This is a genomic window from Roseivivax halotolerans (assembly GCF_900115815.1).
Classification (GTDB): Bacteria; Pseudomonadota; Alphaproteobacteria; order Rhodobacterales; family Rhodobacteraceae; genus Roseivivax; species Roseivivax halotolerans.
This window is the reverse complement of the sequence record NZ_FOXV01000002.1, coordinates 244873-262422: the sequence shown is the minus strand read 5'-3', so window position 1 is coordinate 262422 and position 17550 is coordinate 244873. Positions and strand designations below refer to the sequence as shown.

General features: G+C 63.6%; 21 protein-coding genes. 13 read left to right on the top strand and 8 right to left on the bottom strand.

The window, feature by feature from the left end:
* The first annotated feature begins 45 nt into the window (after positions 1–45).
* The 5 genes from BM171_RS04200 (at position 46) to pssA (ending at position 3849) form a co-directional block, all read left to right on the top strand.
* Positions 46–756, top strand: a complete 711-nt coding sequence (locus BM171_RS04200; RefSeq protein WP_093009567.1) for a DUF484 family protein — start codon at positions 46–48, stop codon at positions 754–756.
* The gene (locus BM171_RS04195; protein WP_093009566.1) at positions 753–1679 is read left to right on the top strand and encodes a tyrosine recombinase XerC; all 927 of its coding nucleotides are present in this window, start codon (positions 753–755) and stop codon (positions 1677–1679) included. The genes BM171_RS04200 and BM171_RS04195 overlap by 4 nt, the downstream gene beginning before the upstream one ends.
* Before the next feature lie 59 nt (positions 1680–1738).
* Positions 1739–2344, top strand: coding sequence for a glutathione S-transferase (locus BM171_RS04190; RefSeq protein ID WP_093009565.1), 606 nt, complete (start codon positions 1739–1741; stop codon positions 2342–2344).
* An 81-nt stretch (positions 2345–2425) separates the two neighbouring features.
* Positions 2426–3097 carry a phosphatidylserine decarboxylase gene (locus BM171_RS04185; RefSeq protein ID WP_093009564.1) on the top strand — a complete coding sequence of 224 codons (672 nt, stop codon included), beginning with the start codon at positions 2426–2428 and terminating at the stop codon, positions 3095–3097.
* Positions 3094–3849, top strand: a complete 756-nt coding sequence (gene pssA, locus BM171_RS04180) for a CDP-diacylglycerol--serine O-phosphatidyltransferase (protein ID WP_093009563.1) — start codon at positions 3094–3096, stop codon at positions 3847–3849. The genes BM171_RS04185 and pssA overlap by 4 nt, the downstream gene beginning before the upstream one ends.
* Here the strand turns inward: pssA and BM171_RS04175 are convergent.
* On the bottom strand, positions 3839–4495 hold the full coding sequence (locus BM171_RS04175; protein ID WP_093009562.1) for an outer membrane protein: 657 nt from the start codon (positions 4493–4495) through the stop codon (positions 3839–3841). The two genes, pssA and BM171_RS04175, sit on opposite strands and share 11 nt — an antisense overlap.
* A 216-nt stretch (positions 4496–4711) precedes the next feature.
* On the opposite strand from BM171_RS04175, the gene petA reads away from it, so the two are divergent.
* The 8 genes from petA (at position 4712) to uvrC (ending at position 12514) form a co-directional block, all read left to right on the top strand.
* The gene (gene petA / locus BM171_RS04170; protein WP_093009561.1) at positions 4712–5275 is read left to right on the top strand and encodes a ubiquinol-cytochrome c reductase iron-sulfur subunit; all 564 of its coding nucleotides are present in this window, start codon (positions 4712–4714) and stop codon (positions 5273–5275) included.
* An 11-nt stretch (positions 5276–5286) separates the two neighbouring features.
* Complete coding sequence (gene petB, locus BM171_RS04165; protein ID WP_093009560.1) at positions 5287–6633, top strand: cytochrome b; 1347 nt, start codon at positions 5287–5289, stop codon at positions 6631–6633.
* A gap of 19 nt (positions 6634–6652) precedes the next feature.
* Positions 6653–7447 (top strand): cytochrome c1, encoded by a 795-nt coding sequence (locus BM171_RS04160; protein WP_093009559.1) that lies wholly within the window; start codon positions 6653–6655, stop codon positions 7445–7447.
* A 150-nt stretch (positions 7448–7597) separates the two neighbouring features.
* Positions 7598–8392, top strand: coding sequence for a S49 family peptidase (locus BM171_RS04155; RefSeq protein ID WP_093009558.1), 795 nt, complete (start codon positions 7598–7600; stop codon positions 8390–8392).
* 1 nt (position 8393) lies between these two features.
* Positions 8394–8564 carry a hypothetical protein gene (locus tag BM171_RS18845; protein WP_175497484.1) on the top strand — a complete coding sequence of 57 codons (171 nt, stop codon included), beginning with the start codon at positions 8394–8396 and terminating at the stop codon, positions 8562–8564.
* 3 nt (positions 8565–8567) lie between these two features.
* Positions 8568–9515, top strand: coding sequence for a calcium/sodium antiporter (locus BM171_RS04150; protein WP_093009557.1), 948 nt, complete (start codon positions 8568–8570; stop codon positions 9513–9515).
* Between the two features lie 16 nt (positions 9516–9531).
* Positions 9532–10320 carry an SDR family oxidoreductase gene (locus tag BM171_RS04145; RefSeq protein WP_093009556.1) on the top strand — a complete coding sequence of 263 codons (789 nt, stop codon included), beginning with the start codon at positions 9532–9534 and terminating at the stop codon, positions 10318–10320.
* Between the two features lie 319 nt (positions 10321–10639).
* Entirely contained in the window at positions 10640–12514 is a 1875-nt protein-coding gene (uvrC, locus tag BM171_RS04140) for an excinuclease ABC subunit UvrC (RefSeq protein WP_093009555.1), read from the top strand.
* 10 nt (positions 12515–12524) lie between these two features.
* On the opposite strand, the gene BM171_RS04135 is transcribed toward uvrC, so the two are convergent.
* The 7 genes from BM171_RS04135 to BM171_RS04105 form a co-directional block, all read right to left on the bottom strand.
* Complete coding sequence (locus BM171_RS04135) at positions 12525–12920, bottom strand: hypothetical protein (protein WP_093009554.1); 396 nt, start codon at positions 12918–12920, stop codon at positions 12525–12527.
* Between the two features lie 65 nt (positions 12921–12985).
* Positions 12986–13420, bottom strand: coding sequence for an acyl-CoA thioesterase (locus tag BM171_RS04130; RefSeq protein WP_093009553.1), 435 nt, complete (start codon positions 13418–13420; stop codon positions 12986–12988).
* A complete protein-coding gene (locus tag BM171_RS04125; protein WP_093009552.1) occupies positions 13420–14187 on the bottom strand; it encodes a TIGR02186 family protein in 768 nt (255 codons plus the stop codon). The genes BM171_RS04130 and BM171_RS04125 overlap by 1 nt, the downstream gene beginning before the upstream one ends.
* Positions 14184–15092 (bottom strand): sulfite exporter TauE/SafE family protein, encoded by a 909-nt coding sequence (locus BM171_RS04120; protein WP_093009551.1) that lies wholly within the window; start codon positions 15090–15092, stop codon positions 14184–14186. Before BM171_RS04120 ends, BM171_RS04125 begins: the two co-directional genes overlap by 4 nt.
* Positions 15093–15250: 158 nt before the next feature.
* Complete coding sequence (locus tag BM171_RS04115; protein ID WP_093009550.1) at positions 15251–16216, bottom strand: ABC transporter permease; 966 nt, start codon at positions 16214–16216, stop codon at positions 15251–15253.
* Complete coding sequence (locus tag BM171_RS04110) at positions 16216–17310, bottom strand: ABC transporter permease (protein WP_093009549.1); 1095 nt, start codon at positions 17308–17310, stop codon at positions 16216–16218. The genes BM171_RS04115 and BM171_RS04110 overlap by 1 nt, the downstream gene beginning before the upstream one ends.
* 24 nt (positions 17311–17334) lie before the next feature.
* Positions 17335–17520 (bottom strand): hypothetical protein, encoded by a 186-nt coding sequence (locus tag BM171_RS04105; protein ID WP_093009548.1) that lies wholly within the window; start codon positions 17518–17520, stop codon positions 17335–17337.
* Positions 17521–17550: the final 30 nt, after the last annotated feature.

The following is a 17550-nucleotide window of genomic DNA, read 5'->3' as shown; positions in this document are numbered from 1 at the left end:
GGTCCAAGCTCCGGGCACAAGGAGCTCCAACATGGATGAGGCACGATGACCAGCCAGCCCAAGATCGATCCGTCCCTGCGTAGCGCGTTGATGGAACGGCCGGACCTTCTTCTCGAAGATCAGGATCTGATGCGCGCGCTCGTGGCGGCGAACGAGCGATCGATGGGCTCGAACATCGTCGATCTGCGCGGCATCGCGATGGAGCGTCTCGAGGCGCGGCTCGACCGGCTCGAGGAAACGCACCGTTCGGTCATCGCGGCCGCCTATGAAAACCTCGCCGGCACCAACCAGATTCACCGCGCGATCCTGCGGCTTCTCGACCCGACCGAATTCGAGCCGTTCCTGCGCGATCTCGGTGGTGAAGTTGCGGATATCCTGCGCGTCGATTGCGTGAAACTCGTGCTGGAGAGCACCGATTCCGCTCAGGACGATCCGGCGGTCGCGCGGCTTGGCGGCGTGCTGAGCGTCGTGCGCCCCGGCTTCATCGACAGCTATATCGCGAACGGCCGTTCCGCCCCGATCCGTCAGGTCACACTGCGCCAGATGGAAGGCGGAGATCCCGAATTCTATGGTGAGATCGCCGATTGGGTGCGTTCGGAAGCGTGCCTCAAGCTCGATTTCGGCGAGGGGCGCCTGCCGGGCATGCTCGTCATGGGCGCCGAAGACCCCCACCAGTTCACGCCGCAGCACGGCACCGACCTTCTGGCCTTCTTCGCCGGAGTGTTTGAACGGTCGATGCGGCGCTGGTTGCAGTGAGCCTCGCGCTCTCGCCGCAAGCGCGCGACGCGCTCGGGGCCTGGCTCGAGACTGCCCGCGCGTTGAAAGGGCAGTCCGAGAATACCGAGAAAGCCTATCGCGCCGACGTCATCGAGTTCATCGCCTTCATGGTGACATATCACGGCGAGCCCAAGGGCCTTGGCGCGCTGTCCCGGATCAGCGTGACGGATATGCGCGCCTGGATGGCGTCCTTGCGCCAGGGCGGGGCCAGCCCCCGGAGCATGGCGCGCAAACTCTCGTCGGTGAAGTCATTCTATCGCTGGCTTTCCGAGCGTGAAGGGTTTGAGCCGACAGCCGTCCTGTCGGCCCGTGCCCCGAAATTCGAGAAGAAGCTGCCCCGTCCCCTCAACGAGGACGCCGCGCGCGCGATGATCGATAGCGTCGGAGATCAGGGCCGCGCGGGCTGGATCGGCGCGCGGGACGCGGCGGTGGTGACGCTGCTTTACGGCTCGGGACTGCGGATCTCCGAGGCGCTTGGGCTGACCGGCACAGATCTGCCGCTCGGGGCCAGCCTGCGTATCCTCGGCAAGGGCGGGAAAGAGCGCGTGGTGCCGGTGTTGCCAGTCGCGCGGGATGCGGTGGAGCGGTATATCCGGCTCTGCCCGCACGAGATGACGGCGGATGCGCCGGTCTTTCGCGGCCTCCGGGGCGGAGCGCTGTCGCCGCGCGCGGTGCAGAAGGTGACGGAGGCCGCGCGCATGCAGCTCGGGCTGCCCGCGACCGCGACACCGCACGCGATGCGGCATTCCTTCGCGACGCATCTTCTGGCTGCAGGCGGCGATCTGCGGGCGATCCAGGAGCTTCTGGGCCACGCTTCGCTTTCGACGACACAGGCCTATACCTCGGTCGACGAGGTGCACTTGATGAAGGTTTACGAGGCGGCGCACCCGAAGGCGCGCTAGGCTTGTGCTTGCCGCGGCAAGCTTCGATAGTCCGGGCGTCAGCCAGAGGAGGCCGCCCGATGAAACTCTACAAGCTCAGCCCGTCGCCCTACGTCCGCAAGGTCCACGTCATGCTGATCGAGACCGGTCTGATCGACGGGGTCGAGCTGATCTCCGGTGCGAATTCGCCGATGGACCCCGATCCCGAGCTGACCGCGCTCAATCCGCTCGGCAAGATACCTGCGCTCGTGCGGGACGATGGCGGGACGCTCTATGACAGCCGGGTCATCTGCCGCTATCTCGACGCCAAGGCCGGCGCCGGCTTCTACCCTGAAAGCCGGATCTGGGAGGTTCTGACGCTGGAGGCGACGGCGGACGGGATGCTCGATGCAGCACTTACCATGGTCTATGAAGGACGCTTCCGCGAGCCCGAGAAACAATCGGAGGACTGGGTCGAGGCGCAATGGCTGAAAGTGGCCCGCGCGCTCGATGCGCTCGAGGCGCGCTGGATGAGCCATCTCGCCGGGCCGGTCGATGCCGGGCAGATCGCGCTTGGCTGCGCGCTTGGCTATCTCGACCTCAGGCACGAGGCGCGTGGCTGGCGGAACGGCCATCCCGAACTGTCCGCCTGGTATGCGCGGTTCGCCGATCGCGCGTCGATGCAGGAGACCGCGCCGCAAGGCTGAGGCAGACGCCGCGCCCTTGCGCGTTCAAGCGGTCAAGAGTACCGACCCGCGCAGAGTTTCACTTGCCAAAGGCCTGCACTCATGCGGATGCGCGATACCTTCATCAAGCCCATGCACCCCGAAGGGAAGCGCTTCGTCGCGGTCTTCGCGGTGGTCGCGCTCATCCTCTTCGTCATCTGGGAGCCGCTGGGCTGGATCGGCGTCGGTCTTACGATCTGGTGCTACTATTTCTTCCGCGACCCCGAACGGGTCGTGCCGGATGCGCCGGGCCTTGTCGTATCTCCCGCCGATGGCGTGGTCTCGCTGATCGAGCGCGCCGTGCCGCCGCCCGAGCTTGGCCTGTCCGACACGCCGCTCATGCGTGTGTCGGTCTTCATGTCGGTGTTCAACTGCCACATCAACCGCGCGCCGGTCGCAGGCCGCGTGACTCGCGTCGCCTACAAGCCGGGCAAGTTCCTGAACGCCTCGCTCGACAAGGCCTCAGACGACAATGAGCGCAATTCGCTGATCCTCGAGATGGGGGACGGGCGCACGCTTGGCGTCACGCAGATTGCGGGCCTCGTGGCGCGGCGCATTCTCTGCTTCACCGAGGAAGGCGCGCCGCTGCGCCGGGGCGAGCGGTTCGGTCTCATTCGCTTTGGCTCGCGGCTCGATGTCTACCTGCCCGAAGGCGTGGAGCCAGAGGTCGCCCTCGGTCAGACGATGATCGCGGGCGAGAGCGTGATCGCCCGGCTGGACGGTCCCGCGTCATGAAAGATGCCGAGCCTCCCCGCAGCGACAAGCTGACGCTCGTTCAGCTCATTCCGAACATGCTGACGCTGACGGCGATCGGGCTCGGGCTGACATCGCTGCGCTACGGGCTCGATGCGCGCTGGGAACTCGCGGTGCAGATGATCTTGCTCGCGGCCGTGCTCGACGGGCTCGACGGACGGCTGGCGCGGGCGCTGGGCTCGGATAGCAAGATGGGGGCGGAACTCGACAGTCTCGCCGATTTTCTCAATTTCGGGGTCGCGCCGGGCTTCCTGCTCTATCTCTGGGCGCTCGAGGATTTGCGCGGTTTCGGCTGGCTGGCGGTGGTCGTCTACGCGATCTGCTGCGTGATGCGCCTTGCGCGGTTCAACGTGGCGCGGAAGGAAGAGGCAGGCGGCAAAGGCGGAGAGGAGGCCTACTTCACGGGCGTTCCGTCACCGGCGGGGGCCATGCTTGCGATGCTGCCGATGTTCGTGTCCTTCGCCTTCGGCCTGCAGCCGGTGCTGCCGGATCTTTTGCTGGCGCTTTACGTGATGGGGGTGGGGCTGATGATGGTCAGCCGCGTTCCGACCTGGTCCTTCAAGACGACGAAGGTGCCGCGCCGGAACGCCAAGGTTTTCCTGGTGGCTTTCGTGACCGTTGGGGCGCTGCTGTTCATCTACGCCTGGATCAGTCTTGTCGTGCTGTGCATCGCCTATGTCGTGATCGTCGCGTTCAAGCTGATGACGCTGAGGCGGCGGCTCCCTAAAACTTGAGGGAGACGCCGACATTGACCGCGTTGGTGGTGATGTCGGTCTGCACATCGCCGCCGCCATCGAGGTCGAGATCGTTCCGAGACGCGGTGAACTGATATTCCCCGAACACGGCCACCCGCTCGGTCACGTCGTAGCTGGCCCCTGCCATCAGGCGCATGGCCGGGCCGCCGAACTGGTATCCGTAGGTTTTCTCGCCGCCGACCTCGGCATCGACATGGGGCAAGGTGAAGCCGAGACCCGCACCGACATAGGGTGTCACGGGCCCCGCCGCGTTCTGCCAGCGATACATCGCGTTCGCCGTGATGACGTTGAGACCGTCGGTCAGCTGGAAATCGTCGAAGCCGAGCGCGTCCTGGTCGGAGCCGTCGAGATAGACCTTGCTGTGCGTGAACTCTGCGCCGAAGCCGAGGCCGCTGTCCTGCCACCAAGTGCCACGCACGCCATAATAAGGCGGCGCGGAGAACGATTTGCCGTTCCAGGACACGTCACGATCGAACGAGCCGCCGCCGGGATAATCCCCCTCGAACTGGCTGTCGGGAGCGCCTTGCTTGCCTGAATAAATGGAAAGTTCGACTTCGGCCGTTGCCGCACTGGCCACCGAGACGGCCAAAACCGTCAGCGGGACACAACAAAGGTTCAAATTCATAATTGTCTGCCGTTTCTAGCTACCCATGAGGGCTAAGTGGCATCTGAGCGGTTTGGTTCCAACCGCGACACAACGGCGCTTTTTCGATTCTCCTGTCTTTGTGTTCTGGACGCCTTAAACTCTGTTCGCTAATTAGCCCCGCAGAACGCTGCGGATCCGTCCGCGGCGCATTCCGAGATTTGCCGGTATGCCGGTGCAGGGAACGGAGACAACCTCGTGTCGAACGCAGAAGATCACACAGGCACCCGGAGAGACTTTCTCTACTACGCCACGGCAGGCGCGGGTGCGGTCGCGGCGGGCGCAGCCGTCTGGCCGCTTATCAATCAAATGAACCCCTCCGCGGATGTGCGCGCGCTCTCGACCATCCGGGTCGATGTCGGCGGCGTCAACGAGGGTTCGCAGATCACCGTGCAATGGCTCGGCAAGCCGGTCTTCATCCGCAACCGCGGCCAGGCCGAGATCGAAGAGGCCCGCTCGGTCGACGTGTCCGAACTGGTCGACCCGATCGCGCGCAACGAGAATCTTCAGGGCGAGCAGCCCGCCACGGACGAGAACCGCGCCCTCGACGAGGAGGGTCGCTGGCTCGTGATGATGGGCGTCTGTACGCATCTCGGCTGCGTGCCGCTCGGCAACGGTGCGGGCGATTACAACGGCTGGTTCTGCCCCTGCCACGGCTCGCACTACGACACGGCCGGCCGCATCCGCCGCGGCCCCGCGCCGACCAACCTGCCGGTTCCGCTGGCTGAGTTCGTCGACGAAACGACGATCCTTCTGGGTTAAGGGAGAGAGACATGGCTGGTATCCCGCACGACCATTACGAACCGAAGTCCTCGGGCGAGAAGTGGCTGCACAAGCGCCTTCCGATCGTCGGGCTTCTCTACGACACGCTGATGATCCCCACCCCCAAGAACCTCAACTGGATGTGGATCTGGGGCATCGTCCTGACCTTCACCCTTGCGCTGCAGATCATCACCGGCATCACGCTGGTCATGCACTACACGCCGGACGCGGATATGGCGTTCGCCAGCGTCGAGCATATCATGCGTGACGTGAATGGTGGCTGGGCGCTGCGCTACATGCACCAGAACGGCGCGTCGCTGTTCTTCGTTGCGGTCTACGCACATATCTTCCGCGGCCTCTATTACGGCTCCTACAAGGCGCCGCGCGAGGTCACCTGGATCATCGGTATCCTGATCTACCTTCTGATGATGGGCACCGCCTTCATGGGCTACGTTCTGCCCTGGGGTCAGATGTCCTTCTGGGGCGCGACCGTGATCACCGGCCTCTTCGGCGCGATCCCGTTCATTGGCGAGACGCTGCAGACCTGGCTTCTTGGCGGACCCGCGGTTGGCAACTACACGCTGACGCGCTTCTTCTCGCTGCACTATCTCTTCCCGTTCGTCATCGCGGGCCTCGTGATCGTGCACATCTGGGCCTTCCACTCCACGGGCAACAACAACCCCACGGGTGTCGAGGTTCGTCGCGGCTCCAAGGCCGAGGCCGAGAAGGACACGGTTCCGTTCTGGCCCTACTACGTGATCAAGGACCTCTTCGCGCTGGCGATCATCCTCGCGGTGTTCTTCGCGATTGTCGGGTTCATGCCGAACTATCTCGGCCACCCGGACAACTACATCGAGGCGAACCCGCTCGCGACGCCCGCGCACATCGTTCCCGAATGGTACTTCCTGCCGTTCTACGCGATCCTTCGCGCGTTCACTTCCGAGGTGTGGGTCGTTCAGATCGCCTCCTTCGTGACCGGCGGCATCATCGATGCGAAGTTCTTCGGTGTGCTTGCGATGTTCGGCGCGATCGCGGTCATGGCGCTGGCGCCCTGGCTCGACACGTCGAGCGTTCGCTCGGGCCGCTACCGTCCGCAGTTCAAGTGGTGGTTCGCGCTGCTGATCGTCGACTTCTTCGCGCTGATGTGGCTCGGGGCAATGCCCGCCGAGGAGCCCTATTCCTCGCTGTCGCTGATCGCGTCGGCCTACTGGTTCGCCTACTTCCTGGTGATCCTGCCGCTGCTCGGCGTGATCGAGAAGCCGCTCAAGCGGCCCGACACGATCGAAGCTGATTTCGAGGCGCACGCCTCGGCGACGGGCGGTACCAAGACCGAACCCAACGTCGCTCCGGCCGAATAAGAAAGGATCGGACAAAGTGATGATCAAGAAACTCGCCATCACCGCCCTCCTGGCACTGGCTCTTCCCGTCGGCGGCGCATTCGCCGCCGGCTCCGAGGGACATGTCGAAGACTACGACTTCTCCTTCGAGGGTCCCTTCGGCACCTATGACCAGGCGCAGCTCCAGCGGGGCCTGCAGGTCTACACGCAGGTCTGCGCGGCCTGCCACGGCCTGAAATACGTCCCGATCCGCTCGCTTCAGGATGAGAGCGGCCCGGGCTATTCCGAGGCCGAGGTGCGTGCCTATGCGGAACAGAACTTCGAGGTCTTCGACGAGGAACTCGACGACTACCGTCCCGCACGGCCGACCGACCACTTCCCCGAGAACAACGCCGTCGGCGCACCCGACCTGTCTCTCATGGCCAAGGCGCGTGCAGGCTTTCACGGCCCCTACGGCACGGGCATCAACCAGCTCGTGAAGGGCATGGGCGGCGCGGAATACATCGCCTCGCTCCTGACCGGCTACACGGGCGAGCAGATCGAGCAGGCGGGCACGATCCTTTACGAGAATACCGCCTTCCCGGGCGGCTATATCTCGATGGCGCCGCCGCTTTACGGTGATGATGTCGAATACGCCAACCCCGACATCGAGACGACGATCGAACAGCAATCGAAAGACGTTGCGGCTTTCCTGATGTGGACGGCCGAGCCCAAGATGATGGCGCGCAAGCAGGCGGGCTTCGTGGGTGTGGTGTTCCTCACCATTCTGTCGGTACTGCTCTATCTCACCAACAAGCGCATCTGGAAGCCGATCAAGGCCCGCGCGAAAGAGTGAGGCAGCCGCCTTTCCAAGCGTTGAGGAACCCCGCTTCGGCGGGGTTTTTCCTTGCCCGCGCGGCGGGCCGACCACTCTGGTCGAAGGAAAGGGGCGATCCTGCGGGAGCGGCTCTTGTTTGTAAGTGACACCGCCTCTAAGTCCAGAGGCATGAGCAAGTTGTCTACCGTTTTCAAACGCAAGCCGACCGTATCGGTTGTGCGTCTGCAAGGCGCGATCGGTATGGGCCGGTCGGGCATCTCTGATCGAAACGTCACTGACATGCTGAACAAGGCGTTCAAGCGCGGCAAGCCCAAGGCCGTCGCGCTCGAGATCAACTCTCCCGGCGGCTCACCGGTGCAATCCTCGCTCATAGGCGCGCGCATCCGGCGGCTCTCCGAAGAGAAGGACGTGCCGGTCATCGCATTCGTCGAGGACGTGGCCGCGTCTGGCGGCTACTGGATCGCCAGCGCCGCCGACGAGATCTTCGCCGACCCGAGCTCGATCCTCGGCTCCATCGGCGTCATCTCCGCTGGGTTCGGCGCACATGTCTTCCTGCAGCGCCAAGGCTTCGAGCGCCGGGTCTATACGGCGGGCAAGTCCAAGAGCATGCTCGATCCCTTCCGGCCCGAGCAGGAAGAGGATGTCGAACGGCTGAACCGCCTGCTGGAGCAGCTGCACGGCAATTTCATCGACCAGGTCAAGACACGGCGCGGCGACAAGCTCGCCGACGATCCCGATCTCTTCACCGGCGAGGTCTGGCTCGGTCAGAGCGCGGTGGATGTCGGCCTTGCAGACGGGATCGGGCATCTTGAAAAGGTCATGAAAGAGCGGTTCGGTGATGACGTGAATTTCCGCCGTTACGGTCAGAAGAAAGGTCTTCTGAGCCGCTTCGGTGCCGAGATGACCGACCAGGCCTTCACCCAGATCGAGGAGCGTGCCGCCTACGCGCGCTTTGGCCTGTGACGTGATCGTCAAGATCGTCTTTCTCTTCCTGATCGCCATGGGCGTGATGGCGATGTTCGGCAAGCTGCGCGTGCCGGGCATGAAAACATTGAGCAACCGCAAATGCCGAGATTGCGGGCGGTATCGCATCGGCAAGGGGCCATGTCCCTGCGGTGGCGAAAAGCGGGGCTAACGCATGGTCTATCTTACCGCGATCTTGGGTCTTGCGATCCTGCTTCTGGCGGGCGACGCGCTGGTGAAAGGTGCTGTGAACCTCGCGTTGCGCGTCGGGATTCCGGCTCTGATCGTCAGCCTGACCATCGTCGCTTTCGGAACCTCGGCGCCCGAGCTTCTCATTTCGATCAACGCTGCGCTCGACGGGGTGCCCGGCATCGCCCTGGGCAACGTCGTGGGGTCGAACACGGCGAATATCCTGCTTGTGCTCGGCATCCCGGCGATTATCGCCGTGATGCACACGTCGCAATGCGACAGCCGCAAAAGCTACGTGATCATGCTGGGCGCGACAGTGATCTTCATCGCGCTGGCGTTCCGAGGCGTCTTCGATTGGATCTCGGGCCTGGTGTTGCTGGCAGTGCTCGCGGTGATCCTCGGTGACAATCTTCGCGACAGCCTCAAGCATCGCAATTCGATGAAAGCCGAAGATCCGGAAGAAGATGTCGAGGGCGCCGATCCCGATATGCCCTGGTGGAAGATCATCCTCTACCTGGCGCTCGGCCTCATCGGTCTGCCGCTGGGCGCGGACCTTTTGGTCGACAGCGCAAGGGTGATCGCGACGCGGTTCGGCGTTTCCGATACGGTGATCGGCCTGACGCTCGTCGCGCTCGGCACGTCGCTGCCGGAGCTTGCGACGACCGTCTCGGCCGCCATCCGCAAGCAGGCGGATGTGGCGATTGGCAACGTCATCGGCTCGAACATGTTCAACCTCCTCGCCATTATCGGCATCGCGAGCCTGATCGCGCCGATGGAGGTGGACCGCGAATTCCTGACCTTCGATCTGTGGGTGATGCTGGGTGCGTCGCTCCTGCTCATGCCCTTCGTTCTTTTCGGACGCGATCTCACGCGGACCTGGGGCGTGATCTTGTCGGCGCTCTATGTGGGCTATGTGGCCTACGTGCTGATCTGACACCGAAGGAGACCCCATGACCGACCAGCCCCGCGCCCTTGTCACCGGAGCCGGACATCGCCTTGGACGCGCGATGGCGCTTTATCTTGCGGAGCAGGGCGTCGACGTGGCGGTGCATTACAATTCATCCTCCGATGCCGCCGACGAGGTCGCCGGCGAGATCCGCAAGATGGGCCGAAGCGCCGCTTCCGTGCAGGCGGACCTTCTGAACGAAGACGAGGTGCAGGAGCTTCTTCCCAAGGCGGCCGAAGCGCTTGGCGGCCCAATCACCATTCTGGTGAACAACGCCTCGATCTTCGAGCATGACGATATCGACAGCGCGACCCGCGAGAGTTGGGACCGCCACATGGAGAGCAACCTGCGCGCGCCCTTCGCGCTGACGCAAGCGCTGGCAGCCCAAGTGCCGGACCCGCTCGAGGACGAGAACGGTGAACCGCAGGCGCAGGGCCTTGTAATCAACATGGTCGATCAGCGCGTTCGCAAGCTGACACCGGAATTCATGACCTACACGCTGGCGAAGATGGGCCTGTGGACCTTCACGCAGACGGCGGCGATGGCGCTCGCCCCGCGCGTGCGCGTCAACGCGATCGGTCCCGGGCCGACGCTGAAGGGCGGGCGGCAGAGCGACGAGCATTTCGCCAAGCAGCGCGCCGCGACGATCATGGAGCGCGGTTCCAACCCGTCGGACATCACCGGCGCGCTGGGATATTTCATGAATGCGCCCGCGGTGACGGGCCAGCTTCTGTGCATCGACGGCGGACAACACCTTGCCTGGAAGACCCCGGACGTGGTCGGAACGGAGTAGGGTGGCATAGTCGCAAAGCCAGTTGTGCACCGGCGGGTCATGAATTGGACGAGTGTTCTGAAAACACGCCACATTGCAGGCATTTGACGCGTGTTAAGAAAAGTTTCGTTTGTTATCAGGTGGTTAAATTTGTGATTAAAAATTGGGCGCTTTAACGAAGTCTTCATAAACAAAGGAAAATTCCCGGTGGCCCAAGATTTGTCCCGCGTGTTGTCCACAGGTTCCGTGGATGCAAAAAACCTTGAAACAATGCTGTTACAATGCCTGCCGGAAACGGCGATTCGACGCAGATCCGAATCGAGTTAAGAATCGGTAAACGATGTCGGAAAACGAGCAGACCACGAACCAGGGCCTCACCGGGCACGATTGCATACAGAGCTACTTGAAGACGTTGGATTCTTCGCCCGGCGTTTACCGGATGCTCGATGACCAGAGCCGTGTCCTTTACGTCGGCAAGGCGCGGAACCTGAAGGCGCGGGTGTCGAACTACGCGCGGCCTTCGGGGCATTCGCGGCGGATTGCCCGGATGATCTCCGAGACCGCGTCGATGATGTTCCTCACGACCCGGACCGAGACCGAGGCGCTGCTGCTCGAGCAGAACCTGATCAAGCAGCTCAAGCCGAAGTTCAACGTGCTCCTGCGCGATGACAAGTCGTTTCCGAACATCCTGGTGACCGGCGATCATCCCTATCCGATGATCAAGAAACATCGTGGGGCGAAGCGCGAAAAGGGCTCATACTATGGCCCATTCGCGAGCGCAGGCGCGGTGAACCGCACGCTGAACCAGCTCCAGAAGGTCTTTCTTCTGCGAAATTGTTCGGACTCGGTGTTCGAGACGCGCACCCGGCCGTGCCTCTTGTACCAGATCAAACGATGCAGCGCGCCGTGCGTCGGGCGGATCTCGGAGACGGATTATGCCGAGAGCGTGCGCGACGCGGAGAGGTTCCTCTCGGGCCGGACGACCCAGATCCAGGAGACGCTGGCATCCGAGATGCAGGAAGCCTCCGAGGCGATGGAATTCGAGCGCGCCGCCGCGCTCCGCGACCGGATCCGGGCGCTGACACAGGTTCAGTCGGTGCAGGGCATCAATCCAAAGGGCGTGACCGAAGCCGACATCATCGCATTGCACATGGAGCATGGGCAGGCCTGCGTGCAGGTCTTTTTCATCCGCGCGAACCAGAACTGGGGGAACCGGGATTTTTATCCGCGCGTGGGCGAGGACGTGGACGAGGCAGAGGTGCTCGAAGCCTTTCTCGGCCAGTTCTACGATACGAAAGAGCCACCACGCCTCATCCTTCTGTCGCATGACATCGAAAGCCCGGACCTCATGCAGGAGCTGCTGACGGGCAAGCTTGGCCGCAAGGTCGAGATCGTGGTGCCACGCCGTGGCGAGAAGGCGGAGCTGATCGAGGGCGCGACCCGCAACGCGCGCGAGAGCCTTGCGCGCAAGATGTCCGAGACCGCGACGCAGACGAAGCTTTTGACCGGGCTTGCCGAAGCGCTGGGGCTCGAGACCGTGCCAGAGCGGATCGAGGTCTACGACAACTCTCACATCCAGGGGACGAACGCCGTCGGCGCGATGATCGTCGCGGGGGCGGAGGGGTTCCTCAAGAGCCAGTATCGCAAGTTCAACATCAAGGGCGAAGAGCTCGTGCCGGGCGACGATTTCGGCATGATGAAAGAGGTGCTCACTCGGCGGTTCAAGCGGCTCCAGAAGGAAGATCCGAACCGCGAGAAGGGCATGTGGCCGGACCTCTTACTGATCGACGGCGGCGCGGGCCAGGTCTCGGCCGTGCACGAGATCATGGCTGAATACGGGGTCGAGGACATTCCGATGGTCGGCGTTGCCAAGGGCATCGACCGGGACGCCGGCAAGGAGGAGTTCCACCGCGTCGGACAGCGGCCTTTCGCGCTCAGGCACAACGATCCGGTGCTCTATTTCGTGCAGCGGATGCGCGATGAGGCGCACCGCTTTGCCATCGGCACGCATCGCGCCAAGCGCGCCAAGTCGATGGGGAAGAACCCACTGGACGAGATTGCCGGTGTCGGCGCCTCCCGCAAGCGGGCGCTGCTGTCACATTTCGGCTCGGCCAAGGCAGTCAGCCGCGCGAACCTCGCCGACCTGAAGGCCGTCGAGGGCGTGAGCGAGGCCCTGGCCGAAAAGATCTACGGCCATTTCCACGAGAAAGGGTAGGGCGGCCGATTTACTGGATCGGCAGGTCGATATTGAACCCCGACGTCCTTTCCGAGTCCCGGTCGTTGCCCATCTGATAGACCCGGATCGTGTAGGTGCCGTCCTCGGGCAATTCCACAGTCGTCGCGTTGCCGTAGGTCGAGCTGTTGTAGATTGCGACGTTATCGCTGCCTGGAGGCAGGATGTTGAAGTAGACGGTGCCGCTGCCATTGCTGTCCGTCACGGTGAGTTCGGTGAACATCTCTTGCCCGGCCTGCGCGCCAAGGCGATAATCGATATATTCGTCTCCGACGACAGTGCCGGACACCATTGTGCCGAAGTTTCCGGGCTCAAAGCGCACATCCGACGTGGTCTGGGCGAAGGCGGGGCTTGCCAACACCGCAAGCAACAGAGCGATCTTCCGCATGGGTTTTCTCCTGAAAGGTCAGGAGACGACCATACCAGAGAATCGCAACGGCGATTTGACTTGAATCATGTCACAGAGATCCGGGCGAGGCGCCCGCGCAGGTCACCGGGCATGGGGCGCGGACGGGCATCATTGCCTGTGAGGACGTTCACGAAGAAGCCGAGGCTTGCCGCCTCGTCCTCTCCGTCGCGGAACAGAGCGACCTCGATCCGGTAGGAGGACGAGCCCATGCGCGTGATACGAAGGCCCGCCTCGAGCTTGTCCGGAAAACCTACTTCGCGGAAATAGATACAGCCGTTCTCGACCACGACGAAGCGCCAGGCATCGGGGCCGCGCACATCGATCCCGTTCTCCATCTGCCAATAGGTGATGGCGGTGTCGAAAAGCTCCAGGTACGTCGCGTTGTTCAGATGGCCGTATTCGTCATTGTCGTTCCAGCGGGTCTGCATCGGCAGGAAGGCGGGGAAATCGGCACGAAGGGGAGGCGGTGTTCGGGACATCAGGACCTTATCAGACGTGTTACGGCAGATGCTGTCCAGCCGGCGGCCAAGGCGAGGACCAGCGCGAGCAGCCCGTAGAGGAAGGGCTGGCTCTGAGAAAGGTTGTAGAGCCAACGCTCGATGCCGACCTTCTGGACCTCGATATCGCGATCATACTCGCTGACGACGCTGCCGTCGCGCGTGAGGAAGATGCGGGTGCGATAGGTGCCTTCGGTCAGGTTCGCGGGCAGGCGGACAGAGGTCGAAAAGAGGGTCTGTTCACGAACCGCCACTGAATCCTCGAGAAGCTGGTAGCGCCCATCCGCATCCCGGATGCGGATTACCGCCTCGGAAAACGCCTGCGTGTCCTCGACCGAGATCGGCGCGCCCACCGACCTGATCGCGCGCGGGACCGAGACCCGGTGGCGCAGATCCTCGACATGGCTCATGACGCTGGTGAACGGAGCCGAGGTCGCCACCGCGTAGAAGGATGGCGCGAGATCCACCTCGACGGCCTCGGTATTTACCCAGATCCCGAAGCGGCGCTCCTTTCGCCAGACGGTGAGCGGCACGTATGGTCCTTCGACGGTGATGACGACACCGAGCTCCGTCTCTGGCGGGATCGGCGTCTCGCGCTTCACCGCGCCGTAGATCAGGATATCCGATCCGTCGAAATTCGCCGAGATCGAGATCACGTTGCGGCTGAGGCCGAGAACGACGTCTTCCTGGGCCGCAAGCGGTGTTGCGCCAAGCAAAGCGAGGAGAAGGGCTGCGAGACGGCGGATCATGAGGTCTGCTCGATCACGAACAGCTCGTCCGGTGTCAGAAGCAAATCGAGCGCCAGCTTGAAACAGACCGCGAGGACGAGGCTCGCCAGCAGGATCCTGAGTTGCTCTGCCTTGAGCCGCGATCCGAGCGTCGCGCCGATCTGCGCTCCGACCACGCCGCCGAGGATGAGCGCGAGTGCCAGGACGATATCGACCGTGCGCGTGGTCGTGGCGTGCAGAACCGTGGTGAAGCCGGTGACGAAGATGATCTGGAAGAGCGACGTGCCGACAACGACCTTGGTGGGCATGCCCAGGAGGTAGATCATCGCCGGGACCATGATGAACCCGCCGCCAACGCCCATGATCGCCGCCAGCACCCCGACCGAGGCCCCGACGAGCAGCGGCGGGATCGCCGAGATGTAGAGACCCGAGGCGCGGAAGCGCATCTTGAAGGGCAGACCGTGCACCCAGACATGCGCGCGCCGCTTCGGCCGCGCGCCGGATTTGGACCGGCGGAGCGCGCGGAGGCTCTCGAAAAACATCAGCCCGCCAATAATGCCGAGGAAGATCACGTATGCGAGGCGGACGAGCAGATCGACCTGGCCTTGCTCCTTGAGATAATTGAAGAGCCAGACACCCAGCGCCGAGCCCACGAGCCCGCCCGCGAGCAGCACCGTTCCCATTTTCAGATCCACGGTGCGGCGCTTGAGATGCGCCATCACACCCGAAACCGAGGAGGCGACGATCTGGTTCGCGCCGGTCGCGACCGCCACGGCCGGCGGGATGCCCATGAAGAACAGAAGCGGTGTGATCAGGAACCCGCCACCCACGCCGAACATGCCCGAAAGGATACCGACAATCGTGCCCACGCCCAGAAGCAGGATCAGGTTGACCGAGACCTCGGCGATGGGGAGGTAGAGTTGCATGGGTTCAGCATGTGCGGCGTTGCGGCGAAAGGCAACGGGGATGGAAGCGAAGGGCGGTCTTATTGGCCCGGCCTTTTCGTGACACGGGCCGGGGGAGCGAGGGGCCAGCCCCTCGCGCTCGCCGAGGCATTTTTACCAATCCAAAGAGGGGGCGGCGCTCACCGCTCCTTTACGTAAGGCTGGCCGCCCGCGCGCGGCGGGATCGCGCGGCCTACGAAGCCCGCGAGGATCACGACGGTCAGGATGTAGGGCAGCGCGTCCATGAACTGCACCGGGATGGTGAAGCCGCCGAGGTCGATATTCTGGTAGCGCAGCGCCACCGCCTGCAGAAGCCCGAAGAGAAGGCACGCCCAGAGCGCGTACCACGGCCGCCACTTGGCGAAGATCAGCGCGGCGAGGGCGATGTACCCCCGGCCCGCCGTCATGTCCTTCACGAAGCCCGCCTGCAGGCCCGTAGCAAGGTAAGATCCTGCAAGACCGCACAGAAGACCGCAGATGGCGATGGCGGCGTAGCGCAGCGCCACGACCGAGACACCGGCCGTGTCGACCGCTTCGGGTGCTTCACCCACGGCGCGGAGGCGCAGGCCGAACCGAGTGCGGAAGAGGATCCACCAGGTCGCGGGCACGCACAGGAAGGCGACGTAGACGAGGATCGAGTGGCCGGAGATCAGCTCGTAATAGATCGGGCCCAGTATCGGCACGGGGCGCAGGGTCTCGGCCAGCGGCAGCGTGAGCGCGGCCCAGCGCCCGCCTTCGAGAAGGGACGGCGTGCGGCCCCCCTGGCTGAACCAGTCCTGCGCGATGAGCACGGTCAGGCCCGCCGCGAGGAAGTTGAGCGCGACGCCCGAAATGAGCTGGTTGCCTCGGAAGGTGATCGAGGCGAGGCCGTGCAGCCCGGAGAGCAGCATCGCCGAGACGATACCCGAGAGCAGTCCCAACCAGACCGAGCCCGTGAGCGCCGCGATCGCCGCCGAGAAGAAGGCCGCGATCAGCATCTTGCCTTCGAGCCCGATGTCGATCACGCCGGAGCGTTCCGAGAAGAGACCTGCGAGGCACGCAAGCAGCAGCGGCGTTGCGAGGCGGACAGTGGAGTCGAGCACCTGCAGGAGAGTTGCGAAATCCATCAGGCACGCTCCTTTCGCATGGCGACGAAGACCCGTTCCAGAGGCGTGCGGACCATGTTGTCGAGCGCGCCGGTGAAGAGGATCACGAGCGCCTGGATCACCACGATCAGCTCGCGCGGGATATTGGTCCATAGCGCGAGCTCAGCGCCGCCCTGGTAAAGAAAGCCGAAGAGGATCGCGGCGAGGAACACGCCAATCGGGTGATTGCGGCCCATCAGCGCCACGGCGATGCCGATGAAGCCCGCGCCTTCGGTCGCATTCATCACGAGACGCTCGGCCTCTCCCATCGCGGTATTGGTCGCCATGAGGCCGGCAAGGCCGCCCGAGATCAGCATGGCGATCACGATGGTGCGGACCGGTGAGATCCCTGCATAACGAGCGGCGCTTTCGGAATGGCCGAGCGCGCGGATCTCGTAGCCGAGCCGGGTGCGCCAGATCAGCAGCCAGACCGCGAAGCAGGCGAGAATCGCGAGGAAGAAGGTCACGTTGCCGGGCGAGCCGCGGAAGAGAGGCATGGCATCCGTGGCGAACATGTCCTGGAAGGTCGGCAGGTGCGTCGCGGCGGGGAAGATCGGCGAGGCCGGGTCCATCTGGCCCGCGGGCTTCAGAAGATTCACGAGGACGTAATTCAGAAGCGCCGCCGCGATGAAGTTGAACATGATCGTCGTGATGACGATATGGCTGCCGCGCTTGGCCTGCAGATAGGCCGGGATCAGCGCCCAGAGCGCACCGAAGGCCGCCGCGCCGAGCGCCGCGCCAATGAGGGCCAGCGACCAATGAGGCCAGGGGATGTAGAGGCAGATGAGCGCAACGCCGAGGCCGCCAATGGTCGCCTGGCCTTCACCGCCGATGTTGAAAAGCTTGGCGTGGAAAGCGACGGAGACCGCGAGGCCAGTGAAGATGAAATTGGTCGCATAGTAGAGCGTGTAGCCCCAACCGGCAGAGCGCATCAGCGCACCTTCGACCATGAGGTTGAATGCCTCGATCGGGTTCTCACCAATGGCAAGGATGACCAGCGCCGAGAGGATGGCGGCCAGGAGGAGGGAGATCAGGGGAACGAGGACCGCGTCGGCCCAGGCAGGCATCTTATCCATGAGCGGCGACCCCGCCCGTTTGGATCAGAGGAAGAGCGTCGCGAAGGCCGCAATTGCGAGCGTCGAGCCGGAGCCCACAACGAGAAGGTACAAGCGGTTTGCGCTCGTCAGTTTCGCGGTTTCGGCGTTCGGCTTCGATGTTTCGGCGAAAAGCTTCACGATCTCCGCGTCGATCCGGCGATGATGTTGTTCGCGTTCCAGATCGGTCATCCTGAATGGCCTGCATTCGGGTCTCTGGAC

Excerpts from the sequence above, each read along its gene's own strand:
- BM171_RS04200 (WP_093009567.1), top strand. The coding sequence starts at position 46 with ATGACCAGCCAGCCCAAGATCGATCCGTCCCTGCGTAGCGCGTTGATG.
- BM171_RS04190 (WP_093009565.1), top strand. The coding sequence starts at position 1,739 with ATGAAACTCTACAAGCTCAGCCCGTCGCCCTACGTCCGCAAGGTCCAC.
- BM171_RS04185 (WP_093009564.1), top strand. The coding sequence starts at position 2,426 with ATGCGGATGCGCGATACCTTCATCAAGCCCATGCACCCCGAAGGGAAG.
- pssA (WP_093009563.1), top strand. The coding sequence starts at position 3,094 with ATGAAAGATGCCGAGCCTCCCCGCAGCGACAAGCTGACGCTCGTTCAG.
- BM171_RS04175 (WP_093009562.1), bottom strand. The coding sequence starts at position 4,495 with ATGAATTTGAACCTTTGTTGTGTCCCGCTGACGGTTTTGGCCGTCTCG.
- petB (WP_093009560.1), top strand. The coding sequence starts at position 5,287 with ATGGCTGGTATCCCGCACGACCATTACGAACCGAAGTCCTCGGGCGAG.
- BM171_RS04160 (WP_093009559.1), top strand. The coding sequence starts at position 6,653 with ATGATCAAGAAACTCGCCATCACCGCCCTCCTGGCACTGGCTCTTCCC.
- BM171_RS04155 (WP_093009558.1), top strand. The coding sequence starts at position 7,598 with ATGAGCAAGTTGTCTACCGTTTTCAAACGCAAGCCGACCGTATCGGTT.
- BM171_RS04150 (WP_093009557.1), top strand. The coding sequence starts at position 8,568 with ATGGTCTATCTTACCGCGATCTTGGGTCTTGCGATCCTGCTTCTGGCG.
- BM171_RS04145 (WP_093009556.1), top strand. The coding sequence starts at position 9,532 with ATGACCGACCAGCCCCGCGCCCTTGTCACCGGAGCCGGACATCGCCTT.
- uvrC (WP_093009555.1), top strand. The coding sequence starts at position 10,640 with ATGTCGGAAAACGAGCAGACCACGAACCAGGGCCTCACCGGGCACGAT.
- BM171_RS04135 (WP_093009554.1), bottom strand. The coding sequence starts at position 12,920 with ATGCGGAAGATCGCTCTGTTGCTTGCGGTGTTGGCAAGCCCCGCCTTC.
- BM171_RS04130 (WP_093009553.1), bottom strand. The coding sequence starts at position 13,420 with ATGTCCCGAACACCGCCTCCCCTTCGTGCCGATTTCCCCGCCTTCCTG.
- BM171_RS04125 (WP_093009552.1), bottom strand. The coding sequence starts at position 14,187 with ATGATCCGCCGTCTCGCAGCCCTTCTCCTCGCTTTGCTTGGCGCAACA.
- BM171_RS04120 (WP_093009551.1), bottom strand. The coding sequence starts at position 15,092 with ATGCAACTCTACCTCCCCATCGCCGAGGTCTCGGTCAACCTGATCCTG.
- BM171_RS04115 (WP_093009550.1), bottom strand. The coding sequence starts at position 16,216 with ATGGATTTCGCAACTCTCCTGCAGGTGCTCGACTCCACTGTCCGCCTC.
- BM171_RS04110 (WP_093009549.1), bottom strand. The coding sequence starts at position 17,310 with ATGGATAAGATGCCTGCCTGGGCCGACGCGGTCCTCGTTCCCCTGATC.
- BM171_RS04105 (WP_093009548.1), bottom strand. The coding sequence starts at position 17,520 with ATGACCGATCTGGAACGCGAACAACATCATCGCCGGATCGACGCGGAG.